The sequence below is a fragment of the Rhodococcus spelaei genome (genome assembly GCF_006704125.1).
Classification (GTDB): Bacteria; Actinomycetota; Actinomycetes; order Mycobacteriales; family Mycobacteriaceae; genus Rhodococcus_G; species Rhodococcus_G spelaei.
In genome coordinates this window covers 338,838-353,206 of sequence record NZ_VIGH01000001.1, presented here as the reverse complement: position 1 = coordinate 353,206, position 14,369 = coordinate 338,838, and the positions used below count along the sequence as shown (strand labels likewise).

12 protein-coding genes are annotated in these 14,369 nt (G+C 69.5%); 2 read left to right on the top strand and 10 right to left on the bottom strand.

Annotated features, from left to right (window positions below; genetic code table 11):
- Positions 1 to 100: 100 nt before the first annotated feature.
- The 7 genes from FK531_RS01605 to glf all read right to left on the bottom strand — a co-directional run bounded on the left by FK531_RS01605 (position 101) and on the right by glf (position 10,270).
- Entirely contained in the window at positions 101 to 2,185 is a 2,085-nt protein-coding gene (locus tag FK531_RS01605; protein ID WP_181762770.1) for an alpha/beta hydrolase-fold protein, read from the bottom strand.
- A 323-nt stretch (positions 2,186 to 2,508) separates the two neighbouring features.
- Entirely contained in the window at positions 2,509 to 3,507 is a 999-nt protein-coding gene (locus FK531_RS01600) for an alpha/beta hydrolase (protein ID WP_142094894.1), read from the bottom strand.
- Positions 3,508 to 3,805: 298 nt separating this feature from the next.
- Positions 3,806 to 5,713: an arabinofuranosyltransferase AftB family protein gene (locus tag FK531_RS01595; RefSeq protein WP_290367589.1), complete on the bottom strand. Its 1,908-nt coding sequence runs from the start codon at positions 5,711 to 5,713 to the stop codon at positions 3,806 to 3,808.
- The gene (locus tag FK531_RS01590; protein ID WP_142094893.1) at positions 5,691 to 6,596 is read right to left on the bottom strand and encodes a decaprenyl-phosphate phosphoribosyltransferase; all 906 of its coding nucleotides are present in this window, start codon (positions 6,594 to 6,596) and stop codon (positions 5,691 to 5,693) included. Before FK531_RS01590 ends, FK531_RS01595 begins: the two co-directional genes overlap by 23 nt.
- Positions 6,593 to 7,123 carry a phosphatase PAP2 family protein gene (locus FK531_RS01585; protein WP_246097829.1) on the bottom strand — a complete coding sequence of 177 codons (531 nt, stop codon included), beginning with the start codon at positions 7,121 to 7,123 and terminating at the stop codon, positions 6,593 to 6,595. The genes FK531_RS01590 and FK531_RS01585 overlap by 4 nt, the downstream gene beginning before the upstream one ends.
- Before the next feature lie 10 nt (positions 7,124 to 7,133).
- Positions 7,134 to 9,053, bottom strand: a complete 1,920-nt coding sequence (locus tag FK531_RS01580; protein ID WP_142094892.1) for a glycosyltransferase — start codon at positions 9,051 to 9,053, stop codon at positions 7,134 to 7,136.
- Positions 9,050 to 10,270 (bottom strand): UDP-galactopyranose mutase, encoded by a 1,221-nt coding sequence (gene glf, locus FK531_RS01575; protein ID WP_142094891.1) that lies wholly within the window; start codon positions 10,268 to 10,270, stop codon positions 9,050 to 9,052. The genes FK531_RS01580 and glf overlap by 4 nt, the downstream gene beginning before the upstream one ends.
- Before the next feature lie 114 nt (positions 10,271 to 10,384).
- Between glf and FK531_RS01570 the strand changes: the two genes are divergently transcribed.
- Positions 10,385 to 11,131: a VIT1/CCC1 transporter family protein gene (locus tag FK531_RS01570; RefSeq protein WP_142094890.1), complete on the top strand. Its 747-nt coding sequence runs from the start codon at positions 10,385 to 10,387 to the stop codon at positions 11,129 to 11,131.
- An 18-nt stretch (positions 11,132 to 11,149) separates the two neighbouring features.
- On the opposite strand, the gene FK531_RS01565 is transcribed toward FK531_RS01570, so the two are convergent.
- Entirely contained in the window at positions 11,150 to 11,716 is a 567-nt protein-coding gene (locus FK531_RS01565) for a DJ-1/PfpI family protein (RefSeq protein WP_142094889.1), read from the bottom strand.
- A 269-nt stretch (positions 11,717 to 11,985) separates the two neighbouring features.
- On the opposite strand from FK531_RS01565, the gene FK531_RS01560 reads away from it, so the two are divergent.
- Entirely contained in the window at positions 11,986 to 12,516 is a 531-nt protein-coding gene (locus tag FK531_RS01560) for an IclR family transcriptional regulator domain-containing protein (RefSeq protein ID WP_142094888.1), read from the top strand.
- A 12-nt stretch (positions 12,517 to 12,528) separates the two neighbouring features.
- Here FK531_RS01560 and FK531_RS01555 read toward each other — a convergent pair whose 3' ends face one another.
- Positions 12,529 to 13,116 carry a TetR/AcrR family transcriptional regulator gene (locus FK531_RS01555; RefSeq protein ID WP_142094887.1) on the bottom strand — a complete coding sequence of 196 codons (588 nt, stop codon included), beginning with the start codon at positions 13,114 to 13,116 and terminating at the stop codon, positions 12,529 to 12,531.
- Positions 13,113 to 14,351 carry a cytochrome P450 gene (locus FK531_RS01550; RefSeq protein ID WP_142094886.1) on the bottom strand — a complete coding sequence of 413 codons (1,239 nt, stop codon included), beginning with the start codon at positions 14,349 to 14,351 and terminating at the stop codon, positions 13,113 to 13,115. The genes FK531_RS01555 and FK531_RS01550 overlap by 4 nt, the downstream gene beginning before the upstream one ends.
- Positions 14,352 to 14,369 lie beyond the last annotated feature (18 nt).

Sequence of the window (14,369 nt, the reverse complement as noted above, 5' to 3'; positions counted from 1 at the left end):
TGCCGCCCCGGCCGCGGTTCGGCTGGTCGGTGTCCAAGGGTACCGACGCTGACGGGCCGGGGACGGCAGGTGCAGATCCGGCCCGTCAGCTGCGGTCGACCTAGTGGATCTCGGCGCGTCCGCCGATCAGGGTGATGTTGCCGAACTGGAAGTTCTGCTGGACACCACCGTTGATCGGGAACTCGTCACCGACCGGGAAGCCGAGGCGGCCGTTCTCGTAGTTCTGGCTGCCCCAAGCGTCGAAGATCGGGCCGTTCTTGATCGACCAGGCACCGCTGAGCGGGCTCCAGTAGATGTTGCCGCCCTCGAACCGGTTGAACCGGCCGCCGTCCTTGACGCCGATCTCACTGGTCTTCGGGAAGCCCAGCCAGCTGTTCTCGTAGCCCAGCTGGCCGTACTTGCCCATGATCAGACCCTGCACGGCGTTGGTACCGGTGGTCGGGCTGTAGTACATCGCGCCGACCTCGAAGCCCTGCACCGCGCCGGGCTTGCCCGGCGTGTTCACCTCGTCGGCCACCGGGTAGCCGAGCGGTCCGCGCTCCCAGCCCTGGCGTACCCATTCGTCGCGGATCGCGCCCCACACGGGGTGTGCGCCGGTCTGCGGGGTCCAGTAGATCGACCCGTTCTGGAAGTGGTTGAACCGGCCGCGACCGTCGGGCGCCGGGGATTCGCTGGTGGTCGGGAGGCCGAGCTGTCCGGCCGGACCGCCCGCGGCCTGGTACGCGCCGCCGATCATGCCTGCGACGACCTGGGCGCCGGTCCCGGAGGAGAAGAAGATCCGACCGTTGCGGTAGTCCTGCGCCACGCCGCCCGCGACACCGTATTCCCCGGTGACGCAGCCGCCGAGCCACGGGTTGGCGTTCGCGACAGCCGCGATCGCACCGCCGACCGAGCAGGCCGGCGCGTTCGCCTCGACGCCGAGGGCGTTGGCCACCTGCGGCCACGCCTGATGCATCTCGAACTGCCAGTACGGCCACGAGTGGGTACCGGACGGGCGGTAGTTGATCTGCGCGGGGATGCCGAGCTTGTTCAGCTTGGTCGCGAAGGACTGCGACGTCAGGCGGGACAGGATCTCGAGTCCCATGCCCGCGTAGTTGGTGGAGACACCGGGGATGCCGGACGGCTGGTCGTAGGGGCCGGTCATGCCGCTACCGCTGGAGACGTAGAGGCTCACGCCCTTGAGCTTGTCCGCGTTCACGTAGGGATCGTGTGCAGCCCAGGCCGGGTTGCTCGGCGGACCCCACATCTTGGCGGCGCTGAAGCCGCCGGCGTCGTTCATCGCGTACTGGACGGCCTGCGGCATGCCCAGCGACGTGGTGGTCAGGATGCCGGAGAACGAACCGGCGAACTTGAAGAAACCGGGGTTGCGCTCGGTCAGCGCCATCGCGGACGTGCCGCCCATGGACAGGCCGATCACGCCGCGGGTGGTCGTGGTGCGCAGGCTGTTCTCCAGGACCGGCGGGAGTTCCTTCATCAGGAACGTCTCCAGTTGGTAGAACTTGCCGTTGTCGGGCTCGAGCCAGTCGGAGTAGAAGCTGGACTGGCCGCCGACCGGGAGGATCACGTTGACGTTCTTGTCCGCGTAGAAACTCGCGGCGTCGGTCTCGATGGTCCAGCCGCTCTCGTCGTCGCGCGCGCGCAGGCCGTCGAGCATGTAGAGGGCGGGGAAGGTCGCGTCCGGCTTGGCGTTCCAGTCCCTGGCCAGCAGCACCTGCACCTGGAAGGGTGCGCCCATCGCCGCGGAATCCACCCACAGCGCGACCCGCCGGTCGGTGATCCACTGGACCTTCGAGACACCGGGGATCGAACGGAGGGCGGTCGGCGCTGCACGCACGGCCCGCGACTGCGGCGGCGCGACCGTGGTGGTCGGGGCCTCGGTCGTGGTCGGGGCGGTGGTCGTCGGCGCGACGGTGGTGGTGGTCGTGGCCTGGGCGGCGGTGGTCGTCGCGACGGCCGCGGCGGACGTCGACTTCGCGGCGGGCGTGGTCGTGACCGGGGCCAGCGTCTCCTCCGCCTGCGTGACGGCCGCGCGGGTGGTCGTGGTCGCGGTGGCCGACGTGGTGGTCGTCGTCGCGTTCGGCTCAGCGAACGCGACCGCCGTCGCGGTGGTGAGTCCCGCCGCGGTCGGCAGTACCAGCGCGGCCGCCAGCAGGCGGGCCACACGGCTTCGGCGCCCGGTCGTCATTGCGCTCCCCCCGGGCCGGGTACCCGGCTTCCTCAGTACTGGTCGCATCTGACGGTGACTCTCTTTCTGCTTTCGGCCAGTTGACGGATCAACTCGGCACTCGGCTCTCGGCTTGCCCCCGACCAACGCGGACGCCGTGCCGTGACGCCTGACGCTCGTCGTTCTTTCTAACACGCAGGTCAGGTGTGACGCAGGTGACGCGCTGCTACGTATGGTGCATTTGTTGCTCAGGCGCGAGGCGCACCCAAACCGCAGATGCCGCCCCACGCGGCCGGGATCGGCGCGTGGAGCGGCATCGACGATTTACATCTGGCGTCCTGTGATCAGTGCGCGTTCAGCGCGTCCAGGATCTGGTTGCGGGCCTTGAACAGCTCGGCCGACCAGTACGGCCACGAGTGCGTGCCGTTGGACGGGAAGCTGTAGGTCGCGGGGATGCCGAGGGTGGCCATCCGGACCTGGAAGGAGCGCGTGTTCACCAGCGCGAGGGCCTCGAGGCCCATGCCGTTGGCGGTGTTGTAGTAGTCGATCGGTGCGCGCGGGTGGTCGTACTCGCCCGGCAGGCCGCTGGCCGAGGACACGTACAGCGACAGGCCCTTGAGCTGCGGGGCGAACACGAACGGGTCGTTACGCAGCCACGCCTTGCTCCACGGCGGACCCCACATGGAGTCGACGTTGAAGCGACCGGCATCGAGCATCGCGACGCGGATCGCCTCACGCATACCCGGCGCCGAGATGTTCAGGTAACCCGACAGCGAGCCGGCGAACTTGAACTGGTCGCGGTGGTACGCGGCCAGCGTCAGTGCGGCGGAGCCGCCCATCGACAGGCCGAGGACGCCGTTGTTGTTGCGCGAGACGCCGCGGGTCTCGAGGTAGTCCGGGAGCTCCTTGGTCAGGAAGGTCTCCCACTTGTACGTGGACTTCTGGCCGTTGAAGTTCGACGGCGCCATCCAGTCGCTGTAGAAGCTGGACTGGCCGCCGACCGGCATCACCAGCGTGACGTTGTCGTTGCGGTACTGGTCGAGGGCGTTCGTCTCGAACGTCCACGCGTTGCGGTCGTCACGGGCACGGAGACCGTCGAGCAGGTACAGGGCGGCATTGCCACCGCGGGCGGCCCACTGGATCTGGACCTTGATCGGACCCATCGACGAGGGCACCATGACCTCTTCGAAGCCACCCGAGGGCGCGCGGTGCGCGATCGGCGCGGCGCCGGCGACGGCGGTGCCCGCAATACCAGCAGTCAGGGGCAGGACGAGCGCTGCGGCCGAGAGGCCGAGGAGGCGTCGTTTGAGGTTCGTACCGAACCCCGTTCTGCCAATACGCATGAATACTGCTCTCTTTCTTCTCCTGCGGTGCCCGCGCCCCAAAGATGGAGGAAGCGGCCCGGCAATCGTCGGTAAGCCACAAACCTGCCGACCCCACGCAAGCGGGATCGGCAGTGGAACTGATCAAGGTCACACTGCGCTCGCTGGACTGTATGTCACGGCGATGGCTCTGACAACCGGTGCCTCGGCCCCCGATTTTCATCATTCGAGGCTCGGTACCGAGGCGAACACACTCTTTTCATCGACTAACTGACCGCGAGCGTTACACAAACGAGATGTTCACGCCAGGCGACCTGTCCTACTTGGGCCTTTCGGGTGGTGGCGTGAGCCCACAGCGCTCGATTTCGTAGGCAGGAACCCGGTCGATCCGGTACTCGGCGTAGTGGAACGCGCGCTTGAGATTGCGGATGAACAACGGTCGGGTCAGCTCGCCGCGCGAGGACGCCAGCAACTCCTCGGTGTCCGGACACATCAACGCGACCTTCGCCTGCGCGACCCAGTTCTCGTCCAGGTACCAGGGCAGCCAGGGGTGCTGGTCGACCATGCCGGTGTCCGCGACCACCCAGTCGGGGTAGAGGGCCTTGTCGTGCCCGATCCGGCCGTCGCCGAGACGCTCGGTGTGCGCGGCCAGCGGGTACGCCAGACCCATCTGGTCGATCACCTTCACGTCCAGCCCGACGTTCATGCTCGTCATGCCGAGGTTGAGGAAGTACACGGTGTGACCCGCCCCGCCCTCCGGGATCGGCGCCGGCGGCGGCACGAGGTCCCAGTAGGTGAAGTAGGCCGCGGGCAGCAGCAGACCGCCGTCCGGGGTGTTGGCGATGGTCTCGACCATCGCCCGTATCCGCGGGTAGTCGAGGTAGTCCTCGGCCCGGATCGGGTGCGCGTGGCCCGTGTTGAGGACGTAGAAGGCGCGCTCGTCGACGATGCCCGACTTCCCGACCACCGTGCCGTTCGGCATGCCCTGCGCGGTCGACGCGACGATCGCCCAGACCACGGTGGCCAACCACGCGACCGCGCCGACGGCGAACAGACCGGTCGCGGGGGTGCGACCCCACTGGCCCCGCGGCGGCAGCCGGACCGGCAGAACGGCGATCGGCAGGATGAAGCAGAACAGGACCGGCAGCAGCACCCGGCCGTGCATGAAGTCGCCGCCGACGCGTACCGAGTAGATGCCGAGCAGCAGCGCGGTCACGAGGATCACCGCGACCACGGCGGCCGGCGAGTGCAGCCGGGACTGCCAGGTACGGGACGTGAGATCGGTGCCCGTGCCGCGGGTGCGCCGGAGCAGCATCCAGGCGGCGTAACCGCCGAGCAGGAGCAGCGGCAGCCACAGCCAGTACGGCCCGACCAGGTTCCACAGGTAGGTGAAGCCCTGGCCCCACTTGGCCCCGCCGGCATCCTTCGACACCGCGGTGTTGGGGTACGGCAGTCCGTAGTAGCCCATCCGCCAGATCTGGTACAGCACCGGTGCCGCGCCGGCGACGGCGACGATCGCCACGCGCAGCTTCCAGGTGCCGGGGGCGAGGAAGATCAGCAGCAGCGCGAGGCCGGCCAGGATGACCATCTCGGGCCGGACCAGCGGCCCGAGGCCCGCGACGAAGGCGAGGGTCAGCACCGACGCGGTGCTGGGTTCGCGTTGCGACCAGCGCACCAACAGCACCCACACCAGGGCGATCCAGAAGATGACCAGGCAGCTCTCGAGCCCGGAGGTCGCGAAGTCGCGGGCCGGGGGCACCGCGATGTACGCCAGCGCGCCCGCGGGCAGCAGCAGTGTTCCGGCGGAGCCGAACGACGATCGACGCCACAGCGCGCCGGTGCCGATCATCGCCAGCGCGATCGCGCCGCCGGAGAGCACCAGCGCGAGCGTGAGCACGACGTACTCGAGCCGGATGTGGGTGAGCCATCCGAACGCGTAGACCAGATAGGTCCACAGGGTGCTGGTGTTCGCCTCGACCCGCTCGCCCGCGTTGAAGACCGGACCGTTGCCCGCCAGCAGGTTGCGCACGGTCCGCAGCACGATCAGACCGTCGTCGGCGATCCACCGGCGCTGCCACCCACCCCAGACGAACAGGGCGGCGGTCAGCACCACGCCGCCGAGGTACACCCAGCGGGCGGTCGAGGCGGAGACCGATTCGCGGGTGTCGCCGTCGACCGCGGCGGGTTCCGCGGAGCGGATCGCGTCAGGCGATGTAGACAGCGACACCCACCACTCCGATCCACGCCAGCGCGAGGAACTGCAGCACCCGGTCGTGCAGTGCGATCTCTTCCGGCTCGCCGGCCTCACCACCGTCGATGTCGACGGCGTACCGCAGGATCGCGATGGTGAACGGGATCATCGAGATCGCGAACCAGTTGCTGCCGTGCGCCCGGTCCTGCTCGAAGGCCCACAGTCCGTAGCAGATCACCACGGCGGTCGCCGCGAGCGTCCAGACGAACCGCAGGTAGGGGGCGGTGTAGTACTCGAGCGCCTTGCGGATCTTCGCGCCGGTCGCCTCGGCCAGCTTCAGTTCGGCGTACCGCTTGCCCGCGGCCATGAACAGCGAACCGAACGCCATGATCAGCAGGAACCACTGCGACAGCGGGATCTCGGCGGCGACGCCACCGGCGATCGCGCGGAGCAGGAAGCCCGAGGACACGATGCAGATGTCCAGGACAGCCTGGTTCTTGAGCCCGAAGCAGTAGGCCAGTTGGATGGCGATGTAGACGGCCATGACGAGGGCCAGGTGCCAGTTCGCGATGAACGAGAGGCCGATCGAACCGGCCAGCAGCACGACGGCCATGGCGTAGGCGAGGCCCAGCGGGAGCACGCCGGCCGCGATCGGGCGGAAACGCTTGGTGGGGTGCTGGCGGTCGGCTTCGACGTCCATCGCGTCGTTGACGAGGTAGATGCCGGATGCGGCCATGCAGAACACCACGAACGCCAGCGCGACCGACAGCAGCACGTCGGCCTCGGTGACCGAGCCCGCGGCCAGCGGTGCGGCCAGCACCAGGACGTTCTTCACCCACTGGCGGGGACGCAGTGCCTTGACGATCCCGCCGGCCAGCGACTTGGGCGGCCCGGCGACCTCGGCGGGGTGCTCGCTCATTTCTCTCCAAACTTCTGTTCGGCCCGCAGCACCACTGCGGCCGAGACTGCGCCAAGGGCGGATCCGGCAAGCACATCGGTCGGGTAGTGCACTCCGAGCACGAGCCGCGAGAGCAGCATCGGGGGCACCAGCACCGCGGGCAAGGGTAGCCCGGTGAGCCGGCCGAGCAGCACGGCGGCGGCGGTGGTGGACGTCGCGTGCGACGACGGGAAGCTCAGCTTGCTCGGCGTCGAGACGTTCACCTGCACCGAGGGGTCGTTGGGTCGGGGCCGCCGCACGACACGCTTGATCACGATGGAGGCCGCGTGCGCGCCGACCGCGCCGACCGCGACACCCGCCCACTGGCGGCGGCGCGGACGGTCCAGCGCGGCACCGAGGCCGGCGATCGCGACCCAGCCGAGCGCGTGCTCGCCGAAGTGGGACATGCCGCGGGCGGCCGCGATCACGCCGGGCTGCGCGCCGACGGTGCCCTGCACGAGGTTGAGGATCTTCACCTCTGCGGCCGACTCGGCGGAACCGGAGACCAACGCCGCCGCATCAGGCCTTGTACTCGAAGACACTCTCCCACCTCTCCTTGCTGGTCAGTGACGGCACCGCGGCCGCGTATTCGCCCTTGAGCTCCGGGAACCGGGCGGCCAACTCGCGGCGCAGCCGGATCGCCTCCTTGAGCAGGGCCAACGCCTGCCGGGGATCGCGCTTGCGGTAGACCACGCCGCGACCGTCGGCGGTGGTGACGGTGACGCCGTCGACCTGCGAGAGCAGGAACCAGCGGGCGTCGAGTGTCGGCACGTTCAGCTGCGGGCGCTCGTGGTGTTCCTCGTGCGCGGGCTTGACGTTGTGCACCAGGCCCTTGGCGAGCCGGACGACCTTCGCGAGGGGTCCACGCGGTTCGCCGACCGCGCCGACCTCCGCGCCCGAGGGCAGCGGCAGGCTCGTCGAGGACGGCAGCACGACGGCGTCCGGGTACTGCTTGCGCATCGCGTGCACCTGACCGAGCGCGGTCGGCAGCTGCGCGGCGATGTGCTCGGGTCCGGCGAGGAAGTCCGCGATGGCCTTGTTCTGGATCGCGACGGTGGAGTACTCGAGGCACAGCAGGTGCTTGACCGTGGCCTTGACGGTGTCGAGCACCAGTCCGCGACCGTTGCCCGGCATGTGCAGGGCCGCGACGACCAGGCGGTTGCGCAGGTGGAAGTAGGCCTGCCAGTCGATCGCGTCGTCCTTGTCGGACCAGGCCATGTGCCAGATCGCGGCACCCGGCATGGTCACCGTCGGGTAGCCGGCGGCCTTGGCGCGCAGGCCGTACTCGGCGTCGTCCCACTTGATGAACAGTGGCAGCGGCTGGCCGATCTCCTCGGCGACCTGCCGCGGGATCATGCACATCCACCAGCCGTTGAAGTCGACGTCGATGCGGCGGTGCAGCAGCTTCGAGTTGTCCCGGTCGCTGAGCGGGTACTTGGAGAAGTCGTGGTCGTACTCGACGTTCGGCGCCGCGGACCACATGAAGATGCCGCGGTTGACCACCTCGCCCATGGTGTGCAGGTGGCTGCGTTCCTGCAGGTTCAGCATCTGTCCGCCGACCAGCATCGGAGATTTCGCGAACCGGGACATGGCCAGCGCGCGCAGGATCGAGTCCGGCTCGATCTCGATGTCGTCGTCCATGAACAGGATGTGCTCGCACGAGGTGGTCTTCAGCGCCTCGTACATGACTCGGCTGTAGCCGCCGGACCCGCCGAGGTTGGCCTGGTCGTGGATCGCGAGCCGGCCACCGAGTGCGGCGGCCGCCTCGGCGAAGCCGGGCTCGTCGCGCACCTTGCGGGTGCCCTGGTCGGGGATGATCACGGCGTCGATCGCGCCGAGCACCATCGGGTCGGAACCGAGCGCGGCCAGCGCCTTGACGCAGTCGGTGGGGCGGTTGAAGGTCGGGATGCCGACCGCGACCCGGCCCGCGCCCGGCGCCTCGATCGGCGCATACCAGCCCGCCGACTCGAGCACCACGTTGGTGTCGGAGGTGACGTCGAACCAAATCCAGCCGCCGTCCTCGAACGGGGCCAGCTCCACCTCGAACTCGAGGTGCGCGTCACCGTCCTCGAACTCCTTGCCCTGCACGTGAATTCGCGAGGAGTCGGCCTTCGAGCGGTACACGTCGACGCGGCCGTGCCCGGACAGTTCCAGGCGCAGCACCACCGAGGTCAGCACGCTCCAGCGGCGCCAGTAGCTGGCCGGGAACGCGTTGAAGTAGGTGCAGAACGACACCTCGGACTCCGAGCCGATGTCCAGCGAGGTGCGCGAGGTGGAGTGGGAGCGACGCGCATTGGTCGCGGACTCCTCGAGGTACAGGGTGCGCACGTCGAGCGGTTCGCCCGGCCGGGGCAGGATGATCCGCTGCAGCAGTGCCTTGCCCCGCAACTCGATCTCGTCGAACAGGGTGTCCTGCTCGATCAGGTGCCGGGGGGTCACGCGTCGGTCCCGTTACCCAGCGGCGCCCCGGACTCGAGGTGCGGGCGCAGCGTGTTGTCGAACATGCTGAGCGCGCTGGCGATGGCCATGTGCATGTCGAGGTACTGGTAGGTGCCGAGGCGGCCGCCGAAGAGCACCTTCCGCTCGGCGGTCTCCTGCTTGGCGCGGGCCCGGTACGCGTCGAGCTTGGTGCGGTCCTCCGGGGTGTTGATCGGGTAGTACGGCTCGTCCTCGGACTCGGCGAACCGCGAGAACTCGCGCATGATCACCGTCTTGTCCGCCGGGTACTCCCGCTCGGGGTGGAAGTGCCGGAACTCGTGGATGCGGGTGTACGGGACGTCCGCGTCGTTGTAGTTCATCACCGGGGTGCCCTGGAAGTCGCCGGTCGGCAGCACCTCGGTCTCGAAATCGAGGGTGCGCCAACCCAGCTCGCCGTCGGCGTAGTCGAAGTAGCGGTCCAGCGGTCCGGTGTAGACGACGGGCGCGTCGGGACTGGCGGCGCGCAGCTCGTCACGCACGTCGAACCAGTCGGTGTTCAGACGCACCTCGATGAGATCGTCCTTGGCCATGTTCTCGAGCCACGCGGTGTAGCCGTCGACCGGCAGTCCCTCGTAGGTGTCGTTGAAGTAGCGGTTGTCGAACGTGTAGCGCACCGGCAGCCGGGTGATGTTGCCCGCGGGCAGGTTCTTCGGGTCCGTTTGCCACTGCTTGGCGGTGTAGTCGCGCACGAATGCCTCGTACAGGGGGCGGCCGATCAGCGCGATCCCCTTCTCCTCGAGGTTGGACGCGTCCTTGACGTCGAACTCGGCGGCCTGCTCGGCGATGAGCGCTCGGGCCTCGTCCGGGCTGAAGTAGCGCCCGAAGAACTGCGAGACCAGGCCGAGCCCCAGCGGGAACTGGTACGACTGGCCCTTGTGCATCGCGAAGACGCGGTGCTGGTAGCCGGTGAAGTCGGTGAACTGGGTGACGTAGTCCCAGACCCGCTTGTTCGAGGTGTGGAACAGGTGCGCGCCGTACTGGTGCACCTCGATGCCGGTTTCCGGCTCCGCCTCGGAGTAGGCGTTGCCGCCGATGTGGTGGCGCCGGTCCAGCACCAGCACCCTCTTGCCCAGCTGGGTCGCGGCCCGCTCGGCAATGGTCAGTCCGAAGAATCCGGAACCGACGATGATCAGGTCGTACTGGCCGGGGGTCGCGGAGCCGGGGGTTACAGAGGTCACGGGCAACCAGGGTATCGGAACAGTCACCGCGACCCCGGTCGGCCGCTCCGCGCCGACACTTCGGACAGGCTTGCATTGCTGGTTGACGGATCGCCCGAGCGCTAGCGTTCGGCCATGGAATCCCAGAAGCGGCCGATTCATGAGCAGGCGGGGCAGGCGGCGCACCCGAACGAACCACACGGTCAGGGCCTGTACGCCAAGCTGAACTGGCTGCGCGCGGGGGTGCTCGGCGCCAACGACGGCATCGTCTCCACGGCCGGGCTGGTGGTCGGCGTCGCGGCCGCGACCACCGAACGCGGTCCGATCTTCACCGCGGGTGTGGCCGGGCTCGCCGCGGGCGCTGTGTCGATGGCGCTCGGCGAGTACGTGTCGGTGAGCACGCAGCGCGACACCGAACGCTCCCTGCTGGCGAAGGAGCGCACCGAGTTGGCCGAGACGCCCGGGGCGGAGCTGGCCGAACTCGCCGGTCTCTACGAGGCCAAGGGCCTGTCCCCCGCGACCGCGCAGACGGTCGCGAGGGAACTGACCGAGCACGACGCGTTCGCCGCGCACGCCGACGCCGAACTGGGCATCGACCCGAACGAGCTCACCAACCCGTGGCAGGCGGCCGGGTCGTCGGCGGTCTCGTTCACGATCGGGGCGCTACTGCCGCTCGTCGCGATCCTGTTCACGCCGGCGAGCATCCGCATCCCGGTCACCTTCGTCGCGGTGTTGGTCGCGCTGGCCCTGACCGGCAGTCTCAGTGCGCGGCTGGGCGGGTCGAAGCGAGGCCGGGCAATCCTGCGGGTGGTGCTCGGCGGCGCGATGGCCATGATCGTCACCTACGCCATCGGGCAGTTGTTCGGCGGAGTCGTCGGCTGATCCGGCGCCGGCGCGTTTCTAGTTCACCGGCGCTGCCTTCTCCAGCAACTGCATGAACTCGCGCATCCAGGTCGGGTGGTCCGGCCAGGCCCGGCCGGAGACGAGGTTGCCGTCCACGACGCCCGCGCCGTCCTCGAAGGTCCCGCCGCCCGCCTCGACGTCGAGCGCGAGCTCCGGGTAGGCCGCCGACGTCCGGCCCTCGAGCACACCCGAGGCGGCGAGCAGCATCGGCCCGTGACAGATCGCGGCGACCGGAGCACCCTCGGCGAAGAAGTGCCGCACGATCCGCTGCGCGTCCGGGTTGTTCCGGATGTACTCCGGCGCCCGTCCGCCCGGCACGACGAGTGCGACGTAGTCCGCGGGATCGACGTCGGCGAAAGCGATGTCGGCCTCCCAGGTATGGCCCAGCTTCTCCGTGTACGTGTCGAACCCGTCGACGAAGTCGTGGACGACGAACTGGAGCTTGCGCTTGGTGGGCGCAGCGATGTCGACCTCGTAGCCCGCCTCCAGCAGTCGCTGGTAGGGGTAGAAGACCTCGAGGGTCTCACCGCCGTCACCGGTCAACAGGATCACCTTGGGAGCCATGTCCACGCCTTTCGTGCGTTGTCGCGGCCTCGATGCGGGGCCGGGAACCCAGCGTGCGCCGGGTCCGCCGATGGCGGCAAGACCGGTTCGCGCCATGTGAGAAAGGACCGCGGAATCGCCGATCGGCTACCTCGCTGCGTCACTAGACTCGGCGTCATGCCCGCTACCTCACGGCCGCTCGCCGCACGGGACACCGGGAATCTCCAGTCGGCGGATCGAGTGTTGCGGATCCTCGCACTCGTCGGCGGCACCCCGGGCGGGACGACCGCGTGCCCACCCCGGAGGTGGTCGCCGTCCTCGACGCACTCCACGTCGGCACGGACGCCCCCACCTACCTGACCCTGTTCCGGGACCAGGAGATCGTCGTCTCGCACATCAGCGAGTCCGCGCGACGGCCCCGCATCCGGGAGTTGCACGTCGGTTTCGCGGAGGCAGCTCACACGACGGCGTTCGGGAAGCTGATGCTCGCCGAGATGAGCGAGGCCCAACTCGACGCCTACGTCGGCGGTCGCGGCCTGGACGCCGTCACGCAGCGGAGCGTGACGGCAGTGGCGCGCCTGCGTGAGCAACTCGACGAGGTTCGCGCGATGCGGTTCGCGGTGGAGGTCGAGGAGTACATGCCGAAGCTCGCGTGCCTCGCCGCCCCGGTGGTCGTCGGTGGCTCGACGGTCGGCGCGGTGTCGCTGAGCGTGAACGCGAGCGACTTCGACGCCCGCGGCGGGTGGTTGGAGCGGGCGCTGCGGCGCGGCGCCTGGCAGGTGGGCCGACGATTGGCCGGGGTCGGGTCCGCGACGACCTGACCCCGGCACCGGTCAGTCCAGACCGCCGCTTCCCGGCGCCAGGAGCACCGGCACGACGAACTGCTCGATCATCGCCCGCTCGTCCGCCTCGTCGGCGCCGGGCACGGTGAGCAACGAGACGATCACCCGCACCAGCCAGCGCGACCGACGCGAGAGTTCCGCGCCGCCACCGGCATCCGCGAGGAACGTCGACCCGAGCACCTCGACGACCTCCGACGTGCCCGCGAGCTCGGAGGCGATGCCCGCATCGCCCAGCCCGAACCAGGCCGCGAGCGTCGACGTCTGCCGGACCTCGCGGACGGCGGCGAGAGTGGCCTCGGTGATCCGTTCCCCCGGATCCGCGATCCCCGCCACCTCCGCCGCGACGCGGTCGCCGAGCCGCCGGGCCTCGCGGTGCACGAACGCCAGGTGCAGCGCACGCCTGCTGTCGAAGTAGCGGTACAGCGTGGCGCGCGAACACCCGGCGGCCTTGGCCACCTCGGCCATGCCGGTGGTGGCGACGCCGCGCTCGACGAAGAGTTCGGCCGCGGCGTCGAGGATCCGCTCGGCGGCGGCCTCGATCCGCTCGTCACGCAGCCACGGCGTGGCCGAGGACGTCACCGCGCGTTCACCACGAAGGGCACCCGGGTGGGCCTGCGGACGTAGTTGCCTGCCGCGTACTCGATGCCGTCGACGTCCACCGAGAAGTCGGGGCAGCGGGCCAGCAGTTCCTCGAGCGCCACGCGGGCCTGCATCCGGGCCGCGGCCGCGCCGAGGCAGTGGTGGCTGCCGTGGCTGAAGGTCATGATCTGCCGCGGTGCGCGCAGCACGTCGAGTTCCTCCGAGTTCGGGCCGTACGCGCGGGGGTCGCGGTTCGCGGAACCGTAGACCAGCAACACCTTTCGCCCCTCCGGGATCGTGACGCCCTCGATCGTGACGTCCCGCGTGCTGGTGCGGGCCAGACCCTGGACCGGCGAGGTCAGCCGCAGCAGCTCGTCGACGGCGTCCGGGATGCGGCTCGGGTCCTCGAGCAGCAGCGCCCGCTGGTCGGGTCGCTGGGTGAGCAGCGCCGCGGAGCCGCCGAGCATGCCGGTCGTGGTGTCGTTGCCGCCGGTGACCATGGTGAACGCGAAACCGAGGATGGACAGGATGCCGGAGATGTCGCCGTCGGCGCCGATGCCGGCAGCGACGAGATGGGAGATGGTGTCGTCGCCCGACTCGCCTGCCGCGGCCTCCGCGCGCCTGCGCTCGATGAGCCCGCCGAAGTAGCCCATCAGGTCGCCCACCGCGGCGGCCGCCTCGAGGGGATCGCCGTTCGCGTTGGCCGCGACGATCGCCTCGGTCCAGCCGTCGAACTGGCCGCGGTCCTCGGCCGGGACACCGAGGTAGTGCGCGACCACCATGCTGGGCAGCGGCTTGAACAGTTCGGCGACGATGTCGCCGCCACCCGACGCGCGCAACCCCTCGATGCGCTCGACGACGAACTCGCGGACCGCGGGCTCGACGGCCTCGACCTGGCGCGGCGTGAAGCCGCGCGCGACGAGCTTGCGGAAGTCGGTGTGCTTGGGCGGGTCCAGCATCACGAGCGGCGGGTTGTCCCGCAGCCCGATCTTGTCGAGTTCGCCGTAGGTGGTGGTCAGGCCGTCGGCGGAAGAGAAGGTCTCGTGGTCGCGGGCCGCGGCGAACACGTCGGCGTGCCGGGTCAGCACCCAGTAGTCCGCAGCCGGATCGTGCGCGGGAACCACATGGTGCACCGGGTCGTGGTCACGCAGGTCCGCGTACATGCCCCAGGGGTCACGCCAGGTCTCGGCGGAGCGCGGCACGAAGGCAGCCTGGCCGGACATCGTCGTCGTCATGTGTCGAGGGTGAGACAT

What these genes read in the sequence shown, in the direction of transcription:
- FK531_RS01570 (WP_142094890.1), top strand. Translation starts at nt 10,385, where the DNA reads ATGGAATCCCAGAAGCGGCCGATTCATGAGCAGGCGGGGCAGGCGGCG.
- FK531_RS01590 (WP_142094893.1), bottom strand. Translation starts at nt 6,596, where the DNA reads ATGAGCGAGCACCCCGCCGAGGTCGCCGGGCCGCCCAAGTCGCTGGCC.
- FK531_RS01605 (WP_181762770.1), bottom strand. Translation starts at nt 2,185, where the DNA reads ATGACGACCGGGCGCCGAAGCCGTGTGGCCCGCCTGCTGGCGGCCGCG.
- FK531_RS01565 (WP_142094889.1), bottom strand. Translation starts at nt 11,716, where the DNA reads ATGGCTCCCAAGGTGATCCTGTTGACCGGTGACGGCGGTGAGACCCTC.
- FK531_RS01550 (WP_142094886.1), bottom strand. Translation starts at nt 14,351, where the DNA reads ATGACGACGACGATGTCCGGCCAGGCTGCCTTCGTGCCGCGCTCCGCC.
- FK531_RS01600 (WP_142094894.1), bottom strand. Translation starts at nt 3,507, where the DNA reads ATGCGTATTGGCAGAACGGGGTTCGGTACGAACCTCAAACGACGCCTC.